Raw genomic sequence first — 24193 nt, forward strand, 5'->3', positions numbered from 1 at the left:
CCTCTTGTCAGAGACGCGCGGCGGCGTCCAGCGCCAGCGTATAGCTGTTCGCGCCATGGCCTGCAAAATGCGCGACCGCGGCCATGCCGACATAGCTGATGTGGCGAAACTCTTCGCGCTGCATCGGGTCCGACAGATGGACCTCGATCACCGGCACCTTGATCGATTTGATCGCATCGTGGAGCGCGATCGAGGTATGCGTGTAGCCGCCCGCGTTGAGCAACACCGCCTTGGCGCCCGCGACATAGGCTTCGTGCAGCCAGTCGATCAGCACGCCCTCATGGTTGGTCTGGCGGCACTCGACCCGAAGGCCGAGTTCGGCCGCCTGCGCTTCGAGCCGCGCGTGAATGTCGTTCAGCGTATCATGGCCGTAAATCTCCGGCTCGCGCGTACCGAGCAGGTTGAGGTTAGGGCCGGAGAGGACAAAAACGGTCGGCTTGTCGGTCAATGCGGGGGCTTTCGGTTGCGACGATATGCGCTCCCCCTATATGGGCTGCTCGGCAAAAGGCAAAGCAAGGCGGATTCCCCTTTGATCTCGGTCATCCTCAACGGCGAAACGCGGCAGGTGCGCGATGGTAGCATTGCCGATCTCGTGGCCTCGCTCGGCCTCGACGTCAAAAAGGTCGCGGTCGAGCGCAACCGCGAAATCGTACCTCGCTCGACGCTGGCGGATGTGGCGCTGTGCGAGGGCGACGCGTTGGAAATTGTACATTTTGTGGGAGGCGGTTGTTGACCGACATTTGGAGCGTTGCCGGACGTACATTCACGTCGCGGCTGATTGTCGGGACCGGCAAGTACAAGGATTTTGAGCAGAATGCGGCGGCGGTCGCGGCTTCGGGGGCGGAGATCGTCACGGTCGCGGTGCGCCGCGTCAATGTGTCGGACCCGACCGCGCCGATGCTCACCGATTATATCGATCCGAAGAAGGTCACCTACCTGCCCAACACCGCGGGCTGCTTCAACGCCGACGACGCGATCCGCACCTTGCGGCTGGCGCGCGAGGCAGGGGGCTGGGATCTGGTGAAGCTGGAAGTGCTTGGCGAGGCCAAGACGCTCTACCCCAACATGCGCGAGACGTTGGAGGCGACCGAGGTGCTGGCGAAGGAAGGTTTCCTGCCGATGGTCTATTGCGTCGACGATCCGATCGCCGCGAAACAGCTGGAGGATGCGGGCGCGGTCGCGGTAATGCCGCTGGGCGCTCCGATCGGGTCGGGGCTGGGGATCCAGAACCGCGTCACCATCCGCCTGATCGTCGAGGGTGCGTCGGTACCCGTGCTGGTCGATGCGGGCGTTGGCACAGCGAGCGATGCCGCAGTGGCGATGGAGCTTGGCTGCGACGGCGTGCTGATGAACACTGCGATCGCCGAGGCGAAAGATCCGATCCGGATGGCGCGGGCCATGAAGCTGGCGGTCGAGGCAGGGCGGGACGCGTATTTGTCGGGGCGGATGGGGCTACGCAAATATGCCGACCCGTCCAGTCCGTTGGCGGGACTGATCTGAGCGCAGTCAGAAGGGCGCAGGCGGGCGTAGAGCATTTCGATCCGCTCGATCTGGCCATTGATGCCCAGCACGACTTCGACATCCCAGAGTAATTTGCCGGGGCCGTCGGGCAGGACGATGATCCGGTAAGGCTGCCACAAACTGTTTTCGGTCGCTTTGCGCTCGACGCTGAACGTCTTTGCGAGCGGCAGGTGGAGAAAAGCCTCGCGCGGGGTCGTGCGCGTCATCGAATAAACGGCGGGGGCGCCGGACAGCAGTTCGAAAGCGACCTGCTCCTCGTTCTTCAACTTCGCTTGCGCATCGGCGACTTTTGCGATCAGCGCCGCCGCTTCTTCGGCTGTCATGCCGCGTAACTGCGGTAGCGCGTGGAGCTTTGTCGGGGCGGGCTGCGCGAGAGCGCCGAGGGCGAACAGCAGCACGGTCGCGGCGAGCGGGATTGAGCGCAAAAATATCATGCCGCTATTCGATCGCATTTGCGCGACGGGTCAATTGCCATTTTTTCAGAATGATTTGCCCGAAGGCATGGAACATTGGCGGGGACCGCTCGTTGGTCAGGCAAGAGGCGCTACTGCCTCGGCCAAAAGCAAGGAGACATTCCATGGGTGAACTCACCGACAAAGCAAAGGGCCTCGCCAACGAAGCTGCGGGTAACACCAAGCAAGCAGTCGGCAAGGCGACCGACAACGAGAAATTGAATGCCGAAGGCGTTGCGCAGGAGCGCAAAGGCGAAGCCCAGAACCTAAAGGGCGAAGTCAAAGGCGCGCTCGGCGACAAGGTCTGACGATCTGATCGACCGATAAGAAAAAGGCCCCGGGAGACCGAGGCCTTTTTTGTTCCCCCCTGTCGAGCAGCAACGGGGAGGGGTCCGCCGCGAAGCGGTGGTGGAGGGGTCGCAACGTCGCGCCATGGCCCCCCCCCCCCGTCAGCCCTCCGGGCTGCCACCTCCCCATGGCTTCGCCACAGGGAGGATCGGAGAATGTTATTTGCCCCCGGAAGCCACCAGGTCGACGTCAGTCATGCCGCCGTCGCGGCGGGCCATGATCACATAGGCGAGGTCGCCCCTGGTGCCGCCGAGCATATGTTCGTTGCCGTTAACGCGGTGGTCGCTGGTGTAGCCAGCGCGGATGGCCATTGTGTGATAATAGTCGAACACGCCTTGAATCGACGCGGCGGTCTGGAAATTAACGACGCGGATGTTGCACTTGCCGCCTGCTACGCCCGCAGCTTCGCGCAGCGTCGCGCGCGGATAGACTTTGAATGCAGCGGGCAGGCGCTCGGCCCAGGCGTTGCCATAGGTCAGCTTGGCGTCGCAGCCGCCGCCCTTTTGCTGATCGCGCGCGAGTGCGCCGATGGTGACGGGTCGCGGCTTGGCTTCGCAGCCGTCGCAACCTGCTTCCATCGGAAGCGCCTTGGGTGCGGTAAGCAGCTTGCCCGCCTTGAGCGCAGCAGCGGCTTCGGCGACTGTTGCGGCCTTGCCACCCGCCACGCCGGGAACGCCGCCATCCACGGGGCGATTGCCGGGACCGACGGCATTCTGGTTCGCCTGACCCGCAAGCTTGGGGTCTACCATGATCTTGTCTTCGAGCGCGCCCTTGATCGAGGGGTCGGCATTGGTCAGCCCTTCGTCGAGCGGCCCGAGTTCCGACTTGGCCTCGGGATTGTCCCGGCACCCGGCGAGCGGTGCCGCCGCCATCAGCAGGCCGGTAACCAGCCATTTTCCGCGCAACATCATCACTAACGCTCCCTTAATCTTTCACCGGGAATGCCTGATTCTGGTTAAAAAGACGCAAATAAAATGCGTTAACGGGTAACGTTTTGTTAGCCGAAAACTGTACCGGAGCGAGACGTGTTCGGGTTGCAGCGGATCAGCCGCGAGGTTTCAACCGCCGCCTGGCGGTGGGTCACGGCGTGCCGATAGACGGGGTCGGTGACCATTTCCATGAAGGCGGCGCTGGTCGGATATTCGACAATGAACATGGCGTCCCAATGCTCGGCGTCGGGGCCGATCACCATCGCTTCCATCGAACCGCGCCAGACGATGCGTCCGCCAACGCGTTGGAAGATCGGACCGCTGTCGGCGCCATAATGAGCATAGGCTTCGGCGCCGGTCAGCGCTTCACTCGCAAGCGCATGATCGGCGGGATAGGTCGCCGCGGTCTTGAAGCGGACGAGGTTGAGCATGTGGATCACGGTATCACGCGGCAGCGCCTTGAACGCATCGAATTGCGCGCGCTCGGGGTCGATATGATGGTCGGACATCAGAGGAACTCCTTGCGCTTGATCCGCCAGGCATCAGCGCTCTGCGTCCAGGCGTCGACCGGTGCATCCTCGAACGGCGCAGGCAGGCGGGTGGGACCGCTGTTGGTTGCCCCCAGCCGCGCCGCCAAAGCCTGCGAACGCGCGTTGGCGGGATCGATGCTGTGCATCAGCTCGGGCCATTTCAGAAATTCGACGGCAAAGTCGCAGGCGGCGATGCAGCCTTCAAAGGCATAGCCCTTGCCCGCGAATTTGGCGCGCACGCCATAACCGATTTCGGGCGCCGGCCAGCCGTCGGGCTCCCACGGGCCAAGGCGACCGACCCATTCGCCACTCTCCCGCTCGATCACCGAGAACATCGAAAAGCCGCGGATGTGCCACGCCCCGGCCAGCGTACACCAGATGCGCCACGCCGCGGCGCGCGGGCAGGTGCCGCCAATAAACTGCATGGTGTCGGGTTCGGCGCACATTTCGGCGAAGGCGTCGAAATCCTCGGTCGCGGGCGGGCGCAGGATGAGCCGTTGGGTAACGAGCAGGGGGCCGTTGAGCATGAGGATCCTCTCCCGGAAACAGGAGGGTGCTTTTGCGGCAAGCAGCACGGACGGGCAAGGGGCAAGCGCGCGTGGGTCGCGCACGCGGTCGAGGGCGCCGACGACCAGGTCGACGCCCTCTTCCATCTACGTTTGCGGGCGGAGGGGTCTCGGACCCGCAATCGAGACGGTAGCTCTATCGCTTAGCGGCAGCGATATTTGTCGCGGTCGATCTCGCGGCCCAGGAGGGCACCGGCGCCAGCGCCGATCACGGTGCCGAGCAGCTTGTCGCCGCGACCCGCGATTTCGTTACCGGCAAGGCCGCCCACGGCGCCGCCGATCAACAGACCGGTCGTGCCGTTGTCCTTTTTGCAACGATAACGGCCGTCACGGTCGCGCCACACGCGGGTGTCGGCACTGACCCGCTGGTCATGATGATGGCGCTTCTTGCGCTTATGAAAGCCGCTCGACTGTTCCATCTGATGGAAGCCTTCGGCCTTGGCCGGGGCCGCGATGCCGGCATAGGCCGGGGCGGTCAGCGCGACGCTGGCGGCGGCCAATGCACCCATCAGGCTCTTGTTGAAACTAAGCATTGTAAATCCTTTCCTGGTGCCGCGCCTTGTACCGCATGACGGTACTTGGCACTTCGAGAAGGGAAACGACCGGGGTCCGGATCGCGTTGCATGAACCCGAGGCAACAAGACGAAGCGAGCGTTATCATCGACGAACCGAAAAGCTCTTGCCGCGTGGGCGGCATCATGCGACAGTCTTGAAATGCTCAACATTGCCTCGCTCGTTATCGGCGCCATCGCCCTGGTTTTGGCCGTTTTTGCTTTCGTCCCGCTGCTTGGCTGGGCCAATTGGCTGATCGTGCCCTTTGCGGTCGTCGGGCTCGCGCTGGGCGCGATGTCGAGCAGCAACAGTGGGCGCAATCTGAACATAGTCGTGATTGTCATCGGCGTGATCCGCCTGATGCTGGGCGGCGGTATCTTCTGATTTTCGGCCGAAAGGCAGTTTTTCCCCTATGACCCAGCCGACCGCTCCCGCGGAATCCCCGCAGCGCGGCTTGCCCTATGCACTGGCGGCCTATGGTCTCTGGGGCTTTGTCCCGCTCTTTTTCAAGCTGCTCGAAAGCGTGCCGCCGGTCGAGGTGCTCGCGCAGCGCATCGTCTGGTCGCTGCCGCTGTGTTTTGTCATCATGCTGTTTCGGAGGCAGATTGGCGAATATATCGCGGCGCTGAAGGATGGGCGCGTGCTGCGGCTACTGCTCGCCAGTTCACTGCTGATCGCGCTCAACTGGCTTGTTTATATCTACGCCATTTTCACCGACCATGTGCTCGCGGCGAGCCTGGGCTATTATCTCAACCCGCTGGTCAATGTGCTGCTCGGCATGGCGTTTCTGGGCGAGCGGTTGTCGCGGTTACAGGCGGTGGCGGTGGTCATCGCCGCGATTGGCGTTGCGATCCTGCTCGCCGGCGCGCTCGACACGCTCTGGATCAGCCTGACGCTGGCGCTCAGTTTCGGCACCTATGGCTTGATCCGCAAGGTGGTACCGGTGGGATCGCTGCCCGGGCTGGCGGTAGAGACGACCTTGCTGTTGCCGCTGTCGGTGGCCGTGGTGGGCTATTATCTGTGGATCGGCGACGGACGCGGGTTCGGGGCAGGCGTAGAGATCAGCTGGCTGCTTGCAGCAGCGGGCGTAGTGACGGCGGTGCCGCTATTACTATTTGCGACCGCGGCGCGGCGAATGAGTTACGCGGCGTTGGGCTTCGTTCAATATCTGGCGCCAACGCTGCAGTTCCTGCTCGGCCTGTTCATCTTCAACGAGCCGCTGAAGCCCGCGCAGCTGTTTTGCTTCCTGCTGATCTGGATCAGCATCGCGGTGTTCAGTTTCGACATGTGGCGCAAGATGCGTGCCGAGCGGATGGTGACGGTGGCTTGAGCCGCGCCGCCGCCCAAAAGGTTCGGATTCCATTTTTTCGCGCGAAGGCACAAAGACACAACGAGCCCTACCGTCCGTTTGCCCTGGGCTCGTCGAAGAGCCGTTTTTCTTGGCGACGGTGACGAAAGGGACGGTGCTTCGACAAGCTCAGCACGAACGCCTTTAGAGTCCTTCGTGGTGCCTTCGTGTCTTTATGCGAAACAAATCAGACCAGCCGCCAGCCCAGCGTCTCACCCGCGTGGAAAGGCACGACCTCGCCGACCTTATCCGGTACCACGACGTCAGCGCGTTCCAGCGTAACGGTGTCGTCATTGAGCGGCAGCCCATAGAAGCGCGGCCCGTGTTCGCTGGCGAAACCTTCGAAATGATCCAGCGCGCCATCCTGATCGAACGCGGTGATGTAGCTTTCCAGCGCGAAGGGCGCGTTGAAGATGCCCGCGCAGCCGCACGAGGCCTCCTTGGTGTGGACCGCATGCGGCGCACTGTCGGTGCCAAGGAAGAATTTGGGCGAGCCCGAGGTCGCGGCGGCGCGCACCGCGAGACGGTGATGCTCGCGCTTGGCGACGGGCAGGCAATATGCGTGCGGGCGGATGCCGCCGACGAGCATCGCGTTGCGATTGATATGCAGATGCTGCGGGGTGACGGTCGCGGCGACAGTCGCGGGGGCATCGGCGACGAATTGCGCGGCCTCGGCCGTCGTAATATGTTCGAACACGATCTTGAGCGCGGGCAGGGCGCGGACCAGCGGTTCCAGGGTGCGCTCGATGAACACCGCCTCGCGGTCGAAAATGTCGACCTCATGGTCGGTGACCTCGCCGTGGATGAGTAGCGGCATGCCGATCGCCTGCATCCGTTCGAGCACGCTCATAATGTTGGCGATGTCGGTGACGCCATGCGCGCTGCCGGTGGTGGCGTGGGCGGGGTAGAGTTTGGCGGCGGTGAACACGCCCTCGGCATGGCCGCGCGCAATCTCGTGCGCATCGGTGGCGTCGGTCAGATAAGCGACAATCAGCGGGGTGAAGTCGAGATCCGCGGGGACAGCGGCGTTGATGCGGTCTCGGTAGGCGCGCCCTTCCTCGGCGGTGGTCACCGGCGGCGACAGGTTCGGCATGACGATCGCGCGGGCAAACTGGCGCGCGGTATAGCGCGCGACATGGTGCAGCATCGCCCCGTCGCGCAGATGGACGTGCCAGTCGTCGGGGCGGCGGATCGTCAGGCGGTCGGACATGCGGGTCTCGCGAAGAAATGGGTGCTTGGTTTTGGCTGCCGCGTCCCTAGATTATCGCCATGGCCAATACCACCCTCATCAACCGCGCTCTCATTCGCTTATCGGGGGACGATGTCCGTGGTTTCCTGCAAGGGCTGGTCACCAACGACACATCGGGCGACCTGCCGGTGTGGGCGGCGCTGCTGTCCGCGCAAGGCAAGGCTCTGTTCGATTTCCTGATCTGGGGCGACGCCCCTCGACCGGGCTCGGGGCAATCGGACATCCTCATTGATTGCGAGCGCGAGGCTGCGGGCGATTTGGGCAAACGGCTGACCCTGTACCGCCTCCGCCGCGCGATCACGATCGAACGCGAGCCCGATCTGTGCGTTCATTGGGCGCCCGGCGGCGATGTCGGGGTCGTCGACCCGCGGCTGCCCGAACTCGGCCGGCGCTGGCTCACGCCGGCTGATGGGGACGCGGGCGCCGACGATGCCTGGCGCGCGCACCGGCTGGAGCTGGGCGTCACCGAAGGTCGCACCGAATTGGGCGACGGCACGACCCTGTGGCTCGAATGCAATGCCGCCGAACTGAACGGGGTCAGCTTTACCAAGGGTTGCTACGTGGGGCAGGAGAACACCGCGCGGATGAATTGGCGGCAGAAGGTCAATCGGCGGCTGGTCGTGGTGCCGATCGCCGATGCCGACGAAAAGCGGCAGGTGATCGCTTATCCCGAACTCGGCTGGTCGGTCGAGCATCGCCGCGCCGAGAGCATCGACGCCGCCGGTGCGCCGTCGTGGATGCGCAGTGCACTGGGGCCCACGGACGCCTGACAGGCACAGCGTTTGCTGCTATGGTGCAGCCATGCGCGCTTTCCTGATCTCGTCGGCGCTGGTCGCCGCAGTCGCCACTCCCGCACTCGCGACCGAGGCGGACGCACCCGCTTCTCTTCTGGCGGTCGAGACCGAGGCACCCGCTCCGCGCGCGCCGCTGGTTCCGCTTGCCGCTGATTCGGTTTGGACGCCGCGCTTTGCCGCTGCCGCCGACGATCTGGTCGCGGCGCTGCGCTCACGCGATGAGGCGCGCTGGGCGCCGCTGCTGGGTGGGCAATGGCTGGCCGCCGACGATCGCGCGCGGGTCGCTGGCTTGCTCCGCGACGGCAACAGCCCGTTCCGCCACGCCTTGTTCTCCAAAGGGTTCACGCACCGCGCAATCCTGGGCTGGAGCGCGCCTGTGTCGTTGAACGCCGCCGAACGCGCCGCGATCGAAGCGGGGCAAGAGGCCGAGGCCTTGGTATGCTGGTCGGCGGGCGGCGCCGGCGGCCAATGGCCGACCACCGCCGCCGCCGCCGACAATCGGGCAGATCGCCCCTATGCCTGCGCCCGGATCGCGTACAGCATCCGCGGCGACACGCCGACTTGGCGGGCGTTCATCGAACAGCCGTCCGCTTAACCAATCCCCAACCCAATTTTGCGACAAAGCGCGTCATGTTGGGGCGCTTTCTTGGCTTGGCCGCGATCATCGCGGCGGTGTCGATCGGCATGGCGGGCGTCGCCAGCCGTTCCACGGCCGGTGATGCCGTTGAAACGACAGCGGCGATTTCCGGCAATCACGACAATTGGACAACGCACAAGCTGCGCAAAGACCGCTCTGTGGCGGCGGCCGAGGCCGCGCGGAGTTCAGGTTCGTCGACGTCGTCGGGCGAGGCGCTGCTCAGTCGCTCGCGCGATTCGCATTTCTACGCCGATGCGGACATTGACGGCACCAACATTCGCGTGATGGTCGATAGCGGCGCGTCGATCGTGGCGCTGACCCGGCGCGATGCCGAGGCGATCGGAATCGATGTCGATCGGCTGCCGGTCACCGGCACGGCGCGTACCGCCGGCGGGGACGTGCCGATGCGCACCGTTATGCTCGACAGCGTCGACATCGACGGGCTGGAAGTCCGACGAGTCGAAGCCGCGGTGGTCGACGCCGACATGGGCGTGTCGTTGCTCGGGCAAAGCTATCTGTCGCGGCTTGCCGCGGTGAATGTCGAGGGCGACACGATGACACTGCGCTGAGGCGCACTACTTCGCCTTTTTGTCGATCAGCACCGCTTGCTGCCACCGGCTCGGCGCTTTGTCGGTACGATGGATGCACCCGGCCCAGCAACAGGGGCGCTTCTTCCCCTCGTGCAATTCCTCCACCGTCCGCTCGATCCGGCGCGCTCGCGTTTTCGCCTGCTTGGCATCATCGACCCAGCAGATGAACTCGTTGCGCCCGAGTGGGGTCAGGCTTTCCCAGAGCACCAGCGTTTCGGGATCGGACACCAGCGCCGCCTGCATGTCATCGCCCGCGGTGTGGACGGTTCCGTGGGAAAAGGCCTTGGTCACGGCGTCATTCAATATGTCGGTCGGCGAGACGGGTCAAATCGGCGCGGTGGCTTGCCATTTTGGTCCTATTTCCCCACATCACCGGGATGAACGCTCCCAACCCTCCAATGCGCGCAGCGATCGTGCCGGTCACCGCTTTCCAGCAGAATTGCACCCTCTTGTGGTGCACCGAAACGAACAAGGCGGCCTTCGTCGATCCCGGTGGCGACCTTGACAAGCTGAAGGACGCCGTGCGCCAGACGGGGGTCGAGGTCGAAAAGATTCTGGTGACCCACGGCCATATGGATCATTGCGGCCAAGCGGGGATGCTGGCGAAAGAACTGGGCGTGCCGATCGAAGGACCGCACGAGGACGACCGCTTCTGGATCGAAGCCTTTGCCGAAGACGGCGCACGCTTCGGCATGGTCGGCGAGGTGTTCGAGCCCGACCGCTGGCTGGTCGATGGCGACACGGTCACCGTCGGCAATCTGGTCATCGACGTCATCCATTGCCCGGGTCACACGCCGGGGCATGTCGTGTTCCACCATGCGCCGTCAAAGCTCGCGATAGTCGGCGACGTGATCTTTCAGGGGTCGATCGGCCGAACCGACTTTCCGCGCGGCAATCACCAGCAATTGCTCGATTCGATCACGCAAAAGCTGTGGCCGCTCGGCGGCGACACGACCTTCCTGCCCGGGCACGGCGCGCACAGCAATTTCGCGCACGAACGGCGGACGAACCCGTTTGTCGGCGATATGGCGATCGGTACGGCTGGCTAAACTCGGTCGTCATTGCGAGCGTTTACTTCGGCGCCGCCACCGTCGTTTCCTCGATCTCGGTCGTCGTGACACTCACCGGCGTCAGATAGACGATCGCCAGCGCGCCAAGCGCTAGCCCAAGCTGCGTCAGCATCGTAATGATCGTCCCGACCATCCGGCCCCACATCATCCCGTCCATGCCGATCGCGTGCAGGATGCGCCCGACCAGATAGAGCGCGCCGACGCCCCACAGCCACATCGACGATCCCAGGCCGAGCTCTACAAGCGCCAGCAGGATCAGCACGAAGGCGGTGTTCTCGACAAAATTGCTGTGCGCGCGCATCCGACGCGTCACCAGTTCGTTGCCGCCGTCGCCGACGAAAACCTTTTCCTTGGTCCGCACGCGGCCGACGCGGATCGACAGCCACAGGTTGAGCAGCGCCGCTCCGGCGGCAATTGTCAGGCTGATCGGCAAGATTATCATATGCGTCCCCCCTTTTTGGCCGCGGCTGTTGTCGCTCGGCGCCGGACGTGGTGTGGCATCGCGCTGGGCGATCGGCAAGGGCGAGGCTCTTGCCTGCGCATTGTCATCCACAGGGCTTGCCTTTGCGGGCAAAAACGCTATAGCCCCGCCCGATCCGGCACCCGACACCTTCTGGCGTTGAGGCACCCTTCGGCGGACGATTTTCTTGCTATAATACGGCGGGAACGAAGTTTCGCACGGCGGGCGGGCCAGTCATTTCCGGCAACGGGAGTGACAAATCCGGGTAGCCGATTCGTGACACACTATTGAGAATGCAGGAAATAACATGGCCGTTCCCAAGCGAAAAACCTCGCCCTCGAAGCGCGGTATGCGTCGCAGCCACGACAGCCTGAAGGTTGAAGCCTTTCAGGAATGCCCGAACTGTGGCGAGCTGAAGCGCCCGCACAATCTTTGCAGTGCCTGTGGCCATTATAATGGCCGCGAAGTGGTGTCGGTCGGCGCCTGACCCTTAGCCGGAGCGCAAATTGATGGCATTGACACCGCGAATCGCGATTGATGCGATGGGCGGTGACGTCGGCGTGCGGATGATGCTCGCCGGCGCCGCCATGGCGCGCCACAAGCACGACGGCCTGCGCTTCATCCTCGTGGGTGACGAGGTGCACATCAAGGCGGCGCTTGAGAACCACCCGAATTTGCGCGCGGCGTCGGACATCATCCACACCGACGGCGTGGTGACGGGTGAGGACAAGCCGAGCCAAGCGATCCGCAAGGCGAAAAGCACCTCGATGGGGCTGGCGATCGACGCGGTGAAACGCGGCGATGCCGGCGGTGCCGTGTCGGCAGGCAACACCGGCGCGCTGATGGCGATGGCCAAGCTGGCGTTGCGCACGATGCCGGGGATCGACCGGCCGGCGCTCGCGGCGCTGCTGCCGACGTTGGGCGACAACGACGTCGTCATGCTCGACCTCGGCGCCAACACCGAATGCGATGCCACCAACCTCACCCAGTTTGCGGTGATGGGCGCCGCCTACGCGCGCACCGCGATGGGGCTCCAGCGCCCGCGCGTCGCGCTGCTCAACATCGGCACTGAAGAGCTGAAGGGTACCGACGAGATTCGCGATGCCGCGGCGATGCTCCGCGCCGCGAAGGGGCTGCCGATGGAGTTTACCGGCTTTATCGAAGGCGACAAATTGTCGCGCGGTGACGTGGATGTCATCGTCCATGACGGATTTTCGGGCAATATCGCGCTCAAGACGATCGAGGGGACGGCGCGTTTCGTCACCGACTTGCTGCGCCGCGCCTTCACCAGCTCGACGCGTTCGAAGATCGGTTTCCTGATCTCGCGCCCAGCGACCGAGCTGCTGCGCCACCATCTCGACCCCAATAATCACAATGGCGCGGTGTTCCTGGGCCTAAATGGTGTCGTGTTGAAAAGTCATGGCAGTGCCGATGCCAAGGGGGTCGCCAACTGCGTCCACCTGTGCGCCGAGCTGATCGAAAAGGACATTACGCGGCAGGTGACCGACGATCTGGCGAATTTCCAGAGCGGTAACGCAGCATGACGTTGCGCGCGATTTTGGCGGGTACCGGGTCGGCGCTGCCGCGCAACCGCGTGTCGAACGCCGAACTGGCCGAGCGTGTCGACACCAGCGACGAATGGATCGTCGAGCGCACCGGCATCCGCTTCCGTCACATTGCCGAACCCGACGAGACGACCGCGACGCTGGGCGCCGCGGCCGCGCAGCAGGCAATGGCGGCGGCCGGACTCGAACCGTCGGACATCGGGCTAATCATCCTCGCCACCGCGACCCCCGACAATACGTTTCCGGCCAGCGCGACCAAGGTGCAGGCGCTGATCGGCGCCCCCGATTGTATCGCCTTCGACGTTGCCGCGGTCTGCTCGGGCTTTCTCTATGCGGTGTCGGTCGCCGACGCGATGCTGCGCACCGGTGCGGCCAAGCATGCGCTGGTGATCGGATCGGAAACCTTCAGCCGCATCCTCGACTGGGAAGACCGCACCACCTGCGTCCTGTTCGGCGACGGCGCCGGCGCGGTGGTGCTGTCGGCGAGGGATGTCGATGACGATCAGGGCATATTGGCGACGCGGCTGCACGCCGAGGGCAAATATTCGGGCATGCTATATGTCGACGGCGGCCCTTCGACCACCGGCACCGTCGGCCATGTCCGCATGCAGGGCCGCGAAGTGTTCCGGCATGCCGTCACCAATCTGGCGTCGGTCTTGGGCGAAGTGATGGCCGATGTCGGCCTGTCGCCCGACCAGATCGACTGGGTGGTGCCGCATCAGGCGAACAAGCGGATCATCGACGCGACCGCCAAAAAGCTGGGACTGCCGTCCGAACGCGTCGTGCTGACCGTCGACCAGCATGCCAACACCTCGGCGGCATCGGTGCCGCTGGCGCTCGACCTCGCGATACGCGACGGGCGGATCAAGCGCGGCGATCTGGTCGTGCTGGAAGCGATGGGCGGGGGCTTTACCTGGGGCGCCGCGGTCCTGCGCGTTTAGGTTTGAAAGCGGGCCGGTGCCGCTTCCTCTCTTGGGACGTCGACTTCACCGCATTAACTCTTCGCTCCATCCGTTTCAGTTTGGCGGATTAATTCGCTTTTGTTACATAGGCGCACGGGACTCGTGACGGTGGGGGCTGTCCGGGACCGGTTCGACCAGTTTCGCTTTACGAGGGGGAGGGACCATCATGACCGCAGGGACGCTTACGCGAGCCGATATTGCGACGCGCATCAACCAGCAAATCGGGTTGTCGCGCAACGAATCGGCGACGATCGTCGAATCGATTCTTGACCATATGTCCGACGCGCTAGCGGGCGGGCAAAATGTCAAAATCTCGGGCTTCGGCACCTTTGTCCTGCGCGACAAGGCGCAGCGGGTCGGGCGCAATCCCAAGACCGGCATCGAAGTGCCAATCCTGCCGCGCCGCGTGATGACCTTTCGCGCCAGCCAGACGATGCGAGCGCGCGTTGCCGGTAAATAATCCAGGCCTCGGCCATGGTGGGGTTTGACGTGCCGGACGACACCGGCAAGGCTTCCGGCGCTATGCTCGCGATCGGCGAGCTGGCCGATCGGATCGGGGTGCCGACGCACGTCCTGCGCTATTGGGAAACGCGCTTTCCGCAACTGAAGCCGCTCCAGCGCTCGGGCCGCCGCCGCTATTACCGCGCCGAGGACGTCGCGCTGGCCGAGCGGATCCATCATTTGCTGCATGTGCAGGGGTTCACGGTCGAGGGCGCGCGCAAGGCGTTGTCGGAGGTGGGGGCGAGGGCTTCTGCGGCACCAGCGGCCGAAATCCGCGCCGAGCGGACAGCGGGGGGGGGTGTGATAGGGCAGGCGCATGGCGTCCCGGTCGCAGCGCTCGTCTCGCTGCGCCAGCGATTGGCGGCGGCGTTGGATTGACGCGACTGGCATCGCGTATCAGCAAGTTCAAGAATGTCTGCTTGGGGGTGGGAGGCGGACGGTCAGCTTTCTGCTGAAACGGAACGATAGCGGACGTTCTTACTGCCAAACACCCTGCCAAAAATTTACCTTCGAAATTAAGGTTACTACGGGCGCTTCAATGAAACGCTCACCCAGGGCATCCCTTCGTCCATTTGCTCTTCCGCCTGCGGCCAAAAGGATCTTGGAGCGTCGAAAACTCCGACATGCAAATGGATCATATCTGGCAAGTTCTCGCCCTGATACGAGATCGTGGACCCGCATTTCTTGCAAAAGCCGCGGGTCACTCCGGGCGAAGATGAGAAGATGACAGGCTTTTCTGCCGTGAAAATAACTGATTCGACGGCGTAATCTGCAAAGACAGCACATGGACCACCTGTATGTCTTCGGCAGCTATTACAGTGGCAGGCAACGATGCTGTCCGGCTCTCCAATAGCTTTGATGCGGACCGCGCCACACAGGCATGCCCCCGTGTAAATCGCGTCAGGATTGAGTTCGCTCATAGACTAGTTGTCGTATAGCAAGCTACGTCCGTCAACATCCGCAACTGGTCGTTTGCTGATGACGATGAGGAGATGGTCCTCCCCACGGCTTCGCTACAGGGAGGATGACCTGTCAGTCGTGATCCATCGCGGGCGCCAGCGTCGGGTCGAGGTCGCGGGGGCGGATGAAGGCGGCGAAGCGCGCCGTGTTGGTATCCAGATCGCGCCAGTCGGCGATGTCGATTTCGAGCCGCGCCAGCGCCGACGTCGGCAGCTTTTCCTCGACCTCGCCGCGCAGTACGTCGCCGCTCGTTTCGGGCACGAGCATCAGGATCAAATCCTCCAGCCCCGGATTATGCCCCGAAATCAGCAAATGCTCGGCATCGCGGCCGGTGTCACGGATGACGTCGATCAGCGTCGCGGCGGAGGCGAGATAGATGCGGCGGTCCCAATGCGGTTCGAGCGTGTCCAGGTCCGCAGCAGGCTGGAAGATGTCGAGCGTTTCGGTCACGCGCACCGCGGGCGAGGCGATGATGCGGTCGACGGGCAGCTTCTGACGCTTCAGCCATTGCCCGATGATTTCGGCGCCGCGCTGCCCGCGTTTGTTGATCGGGCGGTCGAAATCGCGCTCGACCTGGACATCCCAACCCGATTTGGCGTGGCGCAGGATCGTCAAACTCTTCAAAATCTTCCCCCGCGCCTTTGCGCTTATGCCGTCGTTCGGGAGCCTTGTGCCGCAATCTTATGACGGTGAAAAGGCTGGAAAGGCGCTTTTTCTGCGTTCGATATTGGCGGCAGCGACATGATTGACCGCCACGTCCAATGGCAGGCGGCGGATCGGGGTGCCTTCGGGAAAGGCGCTGAGCAGCCGGGACGGGAATGAGGGCGACAGCATGACGAACTGGCCAAAATCGTCGGCGCGGCGGATCAGGCGGCCGAACGCTTGCCCGATGCGGCCGCGAATGACCATATCGTCATAGGCGCTGCCGCCCTGTGCGGCGCGGCGCGCCGCGTGGAGGATCGTTGGGCGCGGCCACGGCACCCCCTCCATGATCACCTGCCGCAGCGATTCGCCGGGGACATCGACCCCATCGCGCAAGGCATCGGTGCCGAGCAGCGATGCGTGTGGATCGGCGCGGAAGATGTCGACGAGGGTACCGGTGTCGAGCGGATCGACATGCTGCGCATAGAGCGGGAGGCCTGCACGCGCGAGGCGGTCGGCGATACGGGCATGGACGATGCGCAGCCGCCGGATCGCGCTGAACAGCCCCAGCGCGCCGCCGCCCGACGCCTCGATCAACCGACTGTACGCCCCCGCGAGCGCGGGCAGGTCGCCGCGCGCGATGTCGGTGACGATCAGCACCTCCGACTGGCGGGCATAGTCGAACGGGCTGGGCACCGCTAAATGCTGGACCCCGCCGTCCATATGACGCGCGCCGGTGCGGATGTCGGCCTCCGTCCAGCCGCCCCCCAGCGCATTTTGGCCGCCATGGCCGCTGCGCAAGGTCGCCGAGGTGACCAGCACCCCCTGCGCAGGGCGATAGACGATCTCGGCAATCGGCCGCGCGGGGTCGAGCCAGTGGCGATGCAGCCCGGTGTCGAACTCGCGCCCGTCGTAGCGGTCGATCGCGAGCCAGTCGACGAAATCGGGGTTGGCCGGGCCGCCGACGCGCCCGAGCAGCGACAGCCAGCCGCCGAGCGTATCGACACGGGTGCCGAGGCTATGGCGCGCCCCGTCGACGCGCGCGCGCGCTTGTCCGTCGAGCCAGTCTGGCGGATCGTCGACCAGCGCATCGAGCCGCTTTCCGAGCGCCAGCAGCGGCCGCAGCAGCGCCTCGACCGCGTCGCTCGCCGCCGCCGCGGCGGTGACCAGCACCGCGTCGGGATCGGCCAGTTCAGTCTCGAGACCATAGCCCGCATCGGCAGTACGAGTGTTGACCGCGCGCGCATAAACCTGCCCGCGCACCGCCGCGAGCAGCCGTTCGATCGCGCCCCACGGGTCGTTCTCGGACAGGCGGCTGAGCCAGCCGTCGCCGGGCAGCTCGGTAGCTGCAGCAATCGCCGCCTGAATCGCGCGCTCGCCCGCCTCGTCATAGCTCGCCACATCGGCGAGTCGTGCCGCGAGACCGCGCCGCCGTCCCCGCGACTTGCCCTCCGGCCCCAGTACCCAGCGGCGGATTTCGACGGCTTCCTGGCCGGTAAGCGCCGCGGCGAACATGCTGTCCGCGGCATCCCACAGATGATGGCCTTCGTCGAAGATCAGCCGCGTCGCGGGCGCCCCGCCGTCGCGCGGGCGAGCCGCCTGCACCATTGTTAGCGCATGGTTGGCGATGACGATGTCGGCCTGCGTCGCGGCGCGCGCCGAGCGTTCGATGAAGCATTTGCGGAAATGCGGACAGCCGGCATAGATGCACTCGCCGCGCCGGTCGGTCAGTGCGGTGGTGCCGTTGCGGCGGAACAGCGCGGGCAGCCAGCCGGGCAGGTCGCCGCCGACCATGTCGCCGTCGCGCGTATAGGCCGCCCACCGCGCAACCAGCTGCGCCAGGATCGCGGCGCGACCCGAGAAGCCGCCTTGCAGCGCATCCTCCAGATTGAGCAGGCAGAGGTAATTTTCGCGGCCCTTCCGCACCACGACCTTTTCGCGGTGGGTTGCGGCGTCGGGGTACAGCCGCTCGGTCTCGCGCGACAGCTGGCGTTGCAGCGCCTTGGTAAAGGTCGAGATGCAGACGCTGCCCGCCGACTGCTCGATCCACTGCTTGGCGGGGGCAAGATAGCCGAGCGTCTTGCCGATCCCGGTTCCGGCCTCGGCCACCAGCATCTGCGGCGCGTCCTTGCGCTCGCGCGGTTCGAAGATCGCGGCGGTAGCGCGCGCATAATCCTGCTGCCCCGGGCGGCGTTCGGCGCCGTCGCCGGTCAGCCGGTCAAGCCGCGCGGTGACGTCGTCGGGGTTGATGCGGACCTGCCGCGGCGCGGGGCGTGGCGGCGCTTCCTCCCATTCGGGCAACCGCGCAAACAGCCAGCGTTCATGGGCGTCGGGCGTCGTCAGCCGCGGCTGGACCAGCGGCGCCCATGGCCAGCGCTGGCGCGCGAGCGCTTGAAGCCCGTGCCAGGTGCCTTCACGTTCGGGCCAAGCCGGATCGTCGATCCCCGCGAGCATCGCGGCGGTCGCCTGCGGCAGAAAGGCGGCGATGTCTTCCTCGGCTTTCGGCGGGGAGACGCCGATCGTCGCGGCAATCCCCGCCGGCGTCGGTACGGCAAAGCGCGCGGGATAAAGGAAGGCGAAGAGTTCGAGCAGGTCGAGCCCCGACAGCTCGGGATAGCCGAGCCGGTCGCCGGTCAGCGTGGCATTGAGCAGCAGGTGCGGAGTCGCCGCGACCGCCGCAATCGCCTCTCCGCGCCCAACCCGCTGCACGCGCCCCTGCGCATCCGCGATCCAGATGCCGACATGGCTGGCGTGGATCGCGGGCAGGGGGAGGGACGCGGGGGACATGGGTGAAGGGTAGGGACAAAAGGCGAACGCGGCAAGGCGAATGGCGGCATTTTGCTGCCTTTTATCCGTTCGTCCTGAGCTTGTCGAAGGACCGCTCTTGCCTTTTGCTGACGCCGAGATTTTATACGACTCGCCGCGGATCAGGGCCATTTTCTTCGCACGGCTCCAGCCCTTTATTCAGCGTCCGGCTTCAAGAGCTTCAACCCGGGTCGAGAACTCTTGGCTCCAAACGAGGGTGACGGGTAATCTATCAGAAGGGAAGCCGACGATGGCGCCCGTTTCGTGCGCTGCGATGCGGCGCGGCCGATTGTCGGTCTAACCAGTATAGAAGGTTCCGCCGAGGCAGTGCAGGATATACGCTCAGAAGTTCATCCTGATCGGCTAAAAAAGAACAGCCCTTCGACAAGTTCAGGGCGAACGGATTTTTGGGTCCGCTTTGGTTCAGCTCAACCCGCGGCGCCCAAACACCGGAGCGCGGTTGCTCAGAAAAATCTGCCCCGGGTCGATTGTCACCGCATTCCGCGCGCGTTTCAGGGCATTGAAGAGCGGACCATGGGTCAGTTCATAGGGGAAGCGCACACCCATACGATCGATTTCGGACCACATCACCACGGCATAGGTGACACCGCCGCCATAATGGATTTCGCAGCGCGACCGTGCGGGCATACTGGCACCGTCAATCCGCGCGCCGCCTTCGGAAAGATCGGTGATCTGGCCGTCGACGAAATTGAGGACGCCGTTGACCGTCACCTCAAGGGCGACGCGGGTGCGGGCCTGGCGGCGGGGCTGCGGGATGCGGGTTGTGTCCATAAGGCAGTGTTAAGCCCGAGATGGTAAATATTCCGGTAACGATAATCGGCGCGATCGCGATGCCCCGGTACATGGCGGTGGCTGGAGCGCAGGGCCGAAACAGGCAGAAAGGCGCCGTCCCATCCGTAAGATCAGGATTGGCCGATCAAAGCCGTTGTCTGCCCCCGCTACAGTGGTCCCGAGGTGCTGGAATTTCGCGTCGTGCCGATGCCCGGTCCCGCCGCCGACGAGGTGCGCGTTAGGGAACTGGCGGCATCAGTGACGTCGGGCGACAGCCGGATGCGCACGGCGCGCTTTCCCCTGAGCATGGGCCTGATCGCGCGGCCATTCTTGGGCTTTCGCGGGCCGCGGCAGTCGATTTTGGGAACGGAAATCGCCGCGATCGTCGATGCCGTGGGCGCGGGCGTTACCCGATACCGCCCCGGCGACGCGGTGATGGCGTTTCCGGGTGGGAAAATGGGTTGCCACGCCGAATATAGCTGTGTCGCCGTAAGCGGGCGGATCACGCTGAAGCCGGAAGGCTTGAGCTTTGCCGAGGCCGCAACACTCAGCTTTGGCGGCAGCACCGCGCTCCATTTTCTCGACGTTGCGGCGGTTGCACCGGGCGACCGGGTGCTGATCGTCGGCGCGTCGGGTGGAGTGGGGGCGGCGCTGGTCCAGCTCGCATGCCACCGCGGCGCGCATGTCACCGCGGTGTGCAGCGTGCACAACGCGATCTGGTGCGCGGCTTGGGGGCACAGGCGGTGATCGACTATACTGTGGAAGATTATCGCTAGCAGCTTGGCGAATATGAGGCCGTTTTCAAGACCGTCGGCAGCATGACCACGCGCGACGCCGCTCGTCGCGCTCGTGTCGGTTGCGTTGCTGCGCAAGAGCAGCTTCCTGCCCGCGACCCAACCCAGGGGATAATCGAGGCGCGCAGCAGGGGCGGACGGTGGCCGCAATATTCGGCTTTCCTGCATCGTCCCGCCATGCTTCTTGCTGCCGATGCTACCCGCCGACGCATTATTCCTTAAAGCCACAAAGGACCCATTCTGGGTGCGCCCATGGGGGGATTTTGTGGCTTCGAGCCTTGGTCGGAGCGGTGTAGCAAGGCGAATCGCAAGTGAAGTTGCGCAGTTTTCTGCGCTTCTTCCCATCGGGCCTTCTTGCCGCTATGGCGCGGCGCATGACTGACCTGCACCCTCAACCTTCGCTGCGCGAGTCCGCGCTAACGTCCAAGGCCTGGCCGTTCGAGGAAGCGCGCAAGCTGGTCAAACGCTATCCCGATGGCAAGCCGGATGGCGCGCCGGTGTTGTTCGAGACAGGCTATGGCCCGTCAGGGCTGCCGCATATCGGCACCTTCAACGAAGTGCTGCGCACGACGATGGTTCGCCGCGCCTATGAGCAAATGACCGGCGCGCCGACCCGGCTCGTCGCGTTCAGCGACGATATGGACGGGCTGCGCAAGGTTCCCGACAATGTTCCGAACCGTGCGATGCTCACCGAATATCTTGGCAAGCCGCTGACCGATGTCCCCGATCCGTTCGACAAATTCGAAAGTTTCGCCCATCATAACAATGCGATGCTACGCGAGTTTCTCGACCGCTTTGGCTTTGAATATGAGTTCGTCAGCTCGACCGAGCGCTACAAGTCGGGCGCGTTCGACGAGGCGCTCAAGAATGTCCTGCGTCACAATCAGGATATCCTCGACATCATGCTGCCGACGCTGCGCGCCGAGCGCGCTGCGACCTATTCGCCGATCCTGCCGGTGAGTCCAACGTCGGGCGTGGTGTTACAGGTGCCGGTGACGGTTGTTGATACCGATGCCGGACTGGTATCGTTCGAGGACGATGGCCAGACGATCACGCACAGCGTTCTGGGCGGCGGTGCCAAGCTGCAATGGAAGGTCGACTGGGCGATGCGCTGGGTCGCGCTCGGCGTCGATTACGAGATGTATGGCAAGGATCTGACTGATAGCGGGGTCCAGTCGGGCAAGATTGCCAAGGCGCTCGGCGGGCGGAAGCCCGAAGGACTGATTTACGAGATGTTCCTCGACGAAAAGGGCGAGAAGATTTCGAAGTCGAAGGGCAATGGGCTCAGCCTCGATCAATGGCTCGATTATGGCAGCGAAGAGAGCCTCGCGTTCTTCGCATATCGCGAACCCAAGGCGGCGAAGCAGCTGCATATCGGGGTGATCCCCAAGGCCGTAGACGAATATCTGCAGATGCGCGGCAATTACCCGGCGCAGGATGCCGACAAGAAGCTCGGCAATCCGGTGCATCATGTCCATGTCGCGCGCGGGCAAGCTATTCCTGCCGCCGAATTGCCGGTGACGTTCGGGCTGCTGCTCAATCTGGTCGGGGTGATGGGGGCGGACGCGTCGAAGGACCAGATCTGGCGCTATCTTGGTCAATATGTCGATGGCGCCGATGCCACGACCTATCCTGAGCTCGACCGGCTGATCGACAATGCAATGGCGTATAACCGCGACTATGTTGCGCCGACGCTCAACCGGCGCAAGCCGCAGGGCGGCGAAGTTGCGGCATTGGCTGATCTCGACGCAAAGCTGGCGGCGCTGCCTGCCGACGCGAGCGCCGACGACATCCAGAACATCGTGTACGAGATTGGCAAGAACGAGGCCTATAATTTTGAAAACTTACGCGATTGGTTCAGGGCGCTCTACGAAACGCTACTCGGGTCGAGCGCCGGGCCGCGGATGGGCAGCTTTATCGCGCTGTTCGGGATCGACAATACGCGGCGGTTGATTGCCGAGGCTTTGGCCTGAGGGAGGATGAGATGGCGGATTATGAACTGGCGCAGATCAACATCGCGCGTTTCCGTCTGCCCGCCGATCACGTCGCCAACCGCGATTTCATGGACGCGCTCGATGCGGTGAATGCGATTGCCGAGGCAAGCGAGGGCTTTGTCTGGCGGCTGGTCGGCGAGGGCAATGACGCCACCGACGTGGCGGTGAACGACGATCCGCACGTCATAGCGAATATGTCGGTGTGGCGCGACGTCGATGCGCTGGCGGCGTTCGTCTATCGCAACCCCGAGCATCTGGCGATCATGCGACGCCGCAAGGAGTGGTTCGAGCATATTGCGGTGTTTCAGGCGCTGTGGTGGGTACCCGTCGGACATCGCCCGACGGTGGCGGACGGTGTCGCGCGGATCGACCTGCTGGCTGCGAACGGCCCGACGGCTGAGGCTTTCACCTTCAAGTACCCCTTTGCCGCGCCCGACGGCACCCCAGCCTTGCGCGTACAGGACGAATGCGCATGATAGAAATCTTCACCACCGGCGGGACGATCGACAAAGTCTATTTCGACGCCTTGTCCGAGTTCCAGATCGGCCCCGCGGCGATCCCCGACCTGCTGCGCGAGAATAATGTCCATGTGCCGCATCGGGTGACGCAGCTGATGCGCAAGGACAGTCTGGAACTCGACGATGCCGACCGCGCCGCCATCCGTGCGGCGGTCGAAGCGAGCGATGCGTCGCACATACTGGTGACGCACGGCACCGATACGATGGTGCTCACCGGTCGAGTGCTGGCAGGGATTGCGGGCAAGACGATCGTCATGACCGGCGCGATGCAGCCTGCGTCGGTGCGCGCCAGCGACGCCGAATTCAACGTCGGTTTCGCTCTGGCGGCGGCGCAGATTTTGCCGCCCGGGGTCTATATCGCGATGAACGGGATGATCTTTGACCCTGCAACGACCGAGAAGGATCGGGCCGGGGCGCGCTTCGTCGCGCAGGACCGCGGTTAACCCCTAGCCGTCACCTGCCGCAGCACTGCGGCGTAGCCCGGCGCGATCGTCATCGATTCGTGCCGCCCGGCGCGGCCGAGCATCGCGTGAACCTCGGCCAGCCGGTAGCAGGGCACCCCCATGAACAGGTGGTGCTCGGAGTGATAATTCACCCAATATGGCGCAACCGTGGCGCGAGCGAGCCAGCCCGCGCGGGTGGTGCGGGCCTGGGAGAACGGATCATCGCTACCCGTCGCCGTGCAGGCATGTTCGGCAATGTTGCGGATGCGCAGGTACAGCTGGAACGTCGTCGCTAGCCCCGCGAGCCAGAGCAGATAGGGCGTCCATCCGTACAGTGCGAGCGAGGCCGTGAGCAGCACCGCCTGTACGAGCAGGAACCGCCCGACCGCGCGCGCCACCGCCTTCGCGCTCGCGACATCGACCGTCGGTGACGTCATGCCGTCGTCGGACCGTTTGTTGAACGGCGTCCCCGCCGTGGTGCTGGCGCGACCCTTTTCGGCAGTTTCGCCGCGCAGCATCGCTTTCAGCCCGACAAACGCGAAGCCGAACTGCGTCACGCGCTGTTTGAAAAAGGTCTGCCCGGTCAGATCGCGCAGTATCTTGCGGCCCAGACTGGCGCGCGTGGTCGGAAAGGGTTTCGACAGCGCCAGATCGGGGTCTTCGGCCTGCTGGGTGAATTTGTGATGCTGGAGATGATAGGTGCGATAGGCGATGAGATCGGACCCGACCGCGGCACCGGTAAGCCATTGGCCGAGGAAATTGTTGGTCTTGCGCACCGGATGCAGCAGGCCGTGCGCAGCGTCGTGCATCAGGATGGCAAGGCCGAGCTGGCGCCCGCCGACAAAGATGATCGCGATCAGCCATGCGAGCGGGTTCTGCGACCATGCAGCCACCCCAACCAGCGCGATGCTGACGATCCACGCATGGGCGACCAGCCCGATCCCGCGCCAGCGCGATGCGGCTGTGATCGCGGCCCACTGACTGCGGTCAAAGAAACGGTCGGGAGGGAGCAGGCGGACGGCGGGCATGGGGTCGCTATAACAAGTTGCGATGCGAAACGGAATAGCGTCCATTTTGGCACAGTAACGGGGTTAACCAGCGGCCCCCGGTAAGGAATTGGAAACTCCTGTCTGGCCACTGAACCGGGTGGACCAGACGAGCAGGACAAGCG

At 64.3% G+C, this 24193-nt stretch carries 32 protein-coding genes; 19 read left to right on the plus strand and 13 right to left on the minus strand.

The annotated features are described in order from the left end of the window. Positions 1-7: 7 nt before the first annotated feature. Complete coding sequence (locus K0M74_RS09960) at positions 8-448, minus strand: type II 3-dehydroquinate dehydratase (protein WP_088440285.1); 441 nt, start codon at positions 446-448, stop codon at positions 8-10. A gap of 81 nt (positions 449-529) precedes the next feature. Here K0M74_RS09960 and thiS point away from each other — a divergent pair, with 81 nt between their 5' ends. From thiS to K0M74_RS09975, 4 genes are all read left to right on the plus strand, one after another. Beyond that, positions 530-733, plus strand: a complete 204-nt coding sequence (gene thiS / locus K0M74_RS19840) for a sulfur carrier protein ThiS (RefSeq protein ID WP_366932647.1) — start codon at positions 530-532, stop codon at positions 731-733. After that, on the plus strand, positions 730-1500 hold the full coding sequence (locus K0M74_RS09965) for a thiazole synthase (protein ID WP_366932648.1): 771 nt from the start codon (positions 730-732) through the stop codon (positions 1498-1500). Before thiS ends, K0M74_RS09965 begins: the two co-directional genes overlap by 4 nt. 191 nt (positions 1501-1691) lie before the next feature. Continuing rightward, positions 1692-1853 (plus strand): hypothetical protein, encoded by a 162-nt coding sequence (locus K0M74_RS09970; RefSeq protein WP_293971322.1) that lies wholly within the window; start codon positions 1692-1694, stop codon positions 1851-1853. A gap of 245 nt (positions 1854-2098) precedes the next feature. Further along, complete coding sequence (locus K0M74_RS09975; protein WP_293971325.1) at positions 2099-2281, plus strand: CsbD family protein; 183 nt, start codon at positions 2099-2101, stop codon at positions 2279-2281. 198 nt (positions 2282-2479) lie between these two features. On the opposite strand, the gene K0M74_RS09980 is transcribed toward K0M74_RS09975, so the two are convergent. The 4 genes from K0M74_RS09980 to K0M74_RS09995 form a co-directional block, all read right to left on the minus strand. Beyond that, positions 2480-3232, minus strand: coding sequence for a hypothetical protein (locus K0M74_RS09980; protein WP_293971328.1), 753 nt, complete (start codon positions 3230-3232; stop codon positions 2480-2482). A gap of 86 nt (positions 3233-3318) precedes the next feature. Then, positions 3319-3759, minus strand: a complete 441-nt coding sequence (locus K0M74_RS09985) for a DUF1330 domain-containing protein (protein ID WP_293971331.1) — start codon at positions 3757-3759, stop codon at positions 3319-3321. Then, complete coding sequence (locus K0M74_RS09990) at positions 3759-4433, minus strand: GNAT family N-acetyltransferase (RefSeq protein WP_293971334.1); 675 nt, start codon at positions 4431-4433, stop codon at positions 3759-3761. The genes K0M74_RS09985 and K0M74_RS09990 overlap by 1 nt, the downstream gene beginning before the upstream one ends. Before the next feature lie 56 nt (positions 4434-4489). Further along, the gene (locus tag K0M74_RS09995; protein WP_293971337.1) at positions 4490-4879 is read right to left on the minus strand and encodes a glycine zipper 2TM domain-containing protein; all 390 of its coding nucleotides are present in this window, start codon (positions 4877-4879) and stop codon (positions 4490-4492) included. A gap of 181 nt (positions 4880-5060) precedes the next feature. Here K0M74_RS09995 and K0M74_RS10000 point away from each other — a divergent pair, with 181 nt between their 5' ends. Together K0M74_RS10000 and rarD are read left to right on the plus strand one after the other, a co-directional pair. Next, on the plus strand, positions 5061-5282 hold the full coding sequence (locus K0M74_RS10000) for a hypothetical protein (RefSeq protein ID WP_293971340.1): 222 nt from the start codon (positions 5061-5063) through the stop codon (positions 5280-5282). Between the two features lie 28 nt (positions 5283-5310). Next, a complete protein-coding gene (gene rarD, locus K0M74_RS10005; RefSeq protein WP_293971343.1) occupies positions 5311-6228 on the plus strand; it encodes an EamA family transporter RarD in 918 nt (305 codons plus the stop codon). A gap of 205 nt (positions 6229-6433) precedes the next feature. On the opposite strand, the gene pyrC is transcribed toward rarD, so the two are convergent. Then, a complete protein-coding gene (gene pyrC / locus K0M74_RS10010; protein WP_293971346.1) occupies positions 6434-7456 on the minus strand; it encodes a dihydroorotase in 1023 nt (340 codons plus the stop codon). Positions 7457-7515: 59 nt separating this feature from the next. On the opposite strand from pyrC, the gene K0M74_RS10015 reads away from it, so the two are divergent. The 3 genes from K0M74_RS10015 to K0M74_RS10025 are packed head-to-tail and all read left to right on the plus strand — an operon-like array spanning position 7516 to position 9495. After that, on the plus strand, positions 7516-8265 hold the full coding sequence (locus tag K0M74_RS10015; RefSeq protein WP_293971349.1) for a folate-binding protein: 750 nt from the start codon (positions 7516-7518) through the stop codon (positions 8263-8265). Between the two features lie 31 nt (positions 8266-8296). Further along, positions 8297-8884: a hypothetical protein gene (locus K0M74_RS10020; RefSeq protein WP_293971352.1), complete on the plus strand. Its 588-nt coding sequence runs from the start codon at positions 8297-8299 to the stop codon at positions 8882-8884. A gap of 35 nt (positions 8885-8919) precedes the next feature. Then, the gene (locus tag K0M74_RS10025; RefSeq protein ID WP_293971355.1) at positions 8920-9495 is read left to right on the plus strand and encodes a TIGR02281 family clan AA aspartic protease; all 576 of its coding nucleotides are present in this window, start codon (positions 8920-8922) and stop codon (positions 9493-9495) included. A 6-nt stretch (positions 9496-9501) separates the two neighbouring features. On the opposite strand, the gene K0M74_RS10030 is transcribed toward K0M74_RS10025, so the two are convergent. Beyond that, the gene (locus K0M74_RS10030; RefSeq protein WP_293971416.1) at positions 9502-9759 is read right to left on the minus strand and encodes a YdeI/OmpD-associated family protein; all 258 of its coding nucleotides are present in this window, start codon (positions 9757-9759) and stop codon (positions 9502-9504) included. 134 nt (positions 9760-9893) lie between these two features. Here K0M74_RS10030 and K0M74_RS10035 point away from each other — a divergent pair, with 134 nt between their 5' ends. Beyond that, the gene (locus tag K0M74_RS10035) at positions 9894-10565 is read left to right on the plus strand and encodes an MBL fold metallo-hydrolase (protein ID WP_293971358.1); all 672 of its coding nucleotides are present in this window, start codon (positions 9894-9896) and stop codon (positions 10563-10565) included. Positions 10566-10587: 22 nt separating this feature from the next. Here the strand turns inward: K0M74_RS10035 and K0M74_RS10040 are convergent, their stop codons facing one another. Further along, complete coding sequence (locus tag K0M74_RS10040) at positions 10588-11028, minus strand: MAPEG family protein (RefSeq protein WP_293971361.1); 441 nt, start codon at positions 11026-11028, stop codon at positions 10588-10590. A 325-nt stretch (positions 11029-11353) separates the two neighbouring features. Here K0M74_RS10040 and rpmF point away from each other — a divergent pair, with 325 nt between their 5' ends. The 5 genes from rpmF to K0M74_RS10065 all read left to right on the plus strand — a co-directional run bounded on the left by rpmF (position 11354) and on the right by K0M74_RS10065 (position 14452). Further along, positions 11354-11533, plus strand: coding sequence for a 50S ribosomal protein L32 (rpmF, locus tag K0M74_RS10045; protein ID WP_088439508.1), 180 nt, complete (start codon positions 11354-11356; stop codon positions 11531-11533). A gap of 22 nt (positions 11534-11555) precedes the next feature. Next, a complete protein-coding gene (plsX, locus tag K0M74_RS10050) occupies positions 11556-12590 on the plus strand; it encodes a phosphate acyltransferase PlsX (protein WP_293971364.1) in 1035 nt (344 codons plus the stop codon). Beyond that, positions 12587-13552 carry a beta-ketoacyl-ACP synthase III gene (locus K0M74_RS10055; protein ID WP_293971367.1) on the plus strand — a complete coding sequence of 322 codons (966 nt, stop codon included), beginning with the start codon at positions 12587-12589 and terminating at the stop codon, positions 13550-13552. The genes plsX and K0M74_RS10055 overlap by 4 nt, the downstream gene beginning before the upstream one ends. Before the next feature lie 187 nt (positions 13553-13739). Next, positions 13740-14033, plus strand: a complete 294-nt coding sequence (locus K0M74_RS10060) for an integration host factor subunit alpha (protein ID WP_188682454.1) — start codon at positions 13740-13742, stop codon at positions 14031-14033. 14 nt (positions 14034-14047) lie between these two features. Beyond that, positions 14048-14452, plus strand: coding sequence for a MerR family transcriptional regulator (locus K0M74_RS10065; protein WP_293971369.1), 405 nt, complete (start codon positions 14048-14050; stop codon positions 14450-14452). A 146-nt stretch (positions 14453-14598) separates the two neighbouring features. Here the strand turns inward: K0M74_RS10065 and K0M74_RS10070 are convergent, their stop codons facing one another. The 4 genes from K0M74_RS10070 to K0M74_RS10085 form a co-directional block, all read right to left on the minus strand. Next, positions 14599-14994: a GFA family protein gene (locus tag K0M74_RS10070; protein WP_293971372.1), complete on the minus strand. Its 396-nt coding sequence runs from the start codon at positions 14992-14994 to the stop codon at positions 14599-14601. Positions 14995-15106: 112 nt separating this feature from the next. After that, positions 15107-15658: a histidine phosphatase family protein gene (locus tag K0M74_RS10075; protein WP_293971375.1), complete on the minus strand. Its 552-nt coding sequence runs from the start codon at positions 15656-15658 to the stop codon at positions 15107-15109. 57 nt (positions 15659-15715) lie between these two features. Next, positions 15716-18463, minus strand: coding sequence for an ATP-dependent DNA helicase (locus tag K0M74_RS10080; RefSeq protein ID WP_293971378.1), 2748 nt, complete (start codon positions 18461-18463; stop codon positions 15716-15718). A gap of 441 nt (positions 18464-18904) precedes the next feature. After that, complete coding sequence (locus K0M74_RS10085) at positions 18905-19273, minus strand: PilZ domain-containing protein (protein ID WP_293971381.1); 369 nt, start codon at positions 19271-19273, stop codon at positions 18905-18907. A 183-nt stretch (positions 19274-19456) separates the two neighbouring features. Here K0M74_RS10085 and K0M74_RS10090 point away from each other — a divergent pair, with 183 nt between their 5' ends. The 4 genes from K0M74_RS10090 (at position 19457) to K0M74_RS10105 (ending at position 23022) form a co-directional block, all read left to right on the plus strand. After that, positions 19457-20020: an NAD(P)-dependent alcohol dehydrogenase gene (locus K0M74_RS10090; protein WP_293971385.1), complete on the plus strand. Its 564-nt coding sequence runs from the start codon at positions 19457-19459 to the stop codon at positions 20018-20020. Between the two features lie 421 nt (positions 20021-20441). After that, positions 20442-22040 (plus strand): lysine--tRNA ligase, encoded by a 1599-nt coding sequence (locus K0M74_RS10095; RefSeq protein ID WP_293971388.1) that lies wholly within the window; start codon positions 20442-20444, stop codon positions 22038-22040. 11 nt (positions 22041-22051) lie between these two features. Beyond that, a complete protein-coding gene (locus tag K0M74_RS10100) occupies positions 22052-22537 on the plus strand; it encodes a DUF3291 domain-containing protein (protein WP_293971391.1) in 486 nt (161 codons plus the stop codon). Next, positions 22534-23022, plus strand: coding sequence for an asparaginase domain-containing protein (locus K0M74_RS10105; protein ID WP_293971419.1), 489 nt, complete (start codon positions 22534-22536; stop codon positions 23020-23022). The genes K0M74_RS10100 and K0M74_RS10105 overlap by 4 nt, the downstream gene beginning before the upstream one ends. Here the strand turns inward: K0M74_RS10105 and K0M74_RS10110 are convergent. Next, a complete protein-coding gene (locus K0M74_RS10110) occupies positions 23019-24050 on the minus strand; it encodes a fatty acid desaturase family protein (RefSeq protein WP_293971394.1) in 1032 nt (343 codons plus the stop codon). The genes K0M74_RS10105 and K0M74_RS10110 overlap by 4 nt on opposite strands. Between the last annotated feature and the right edge of the window lie 143 nt (positions 24051-24193).

Origin of the sequence: Sphingopyxis sp. (assembly GCF_019459305.1) — a bacterium.
GTDB lineage: Bacteria > Pseudomonadota > Alphaproteobacteria > Sphingomonadales > Sphingomonadaceae > Sphingopyxis.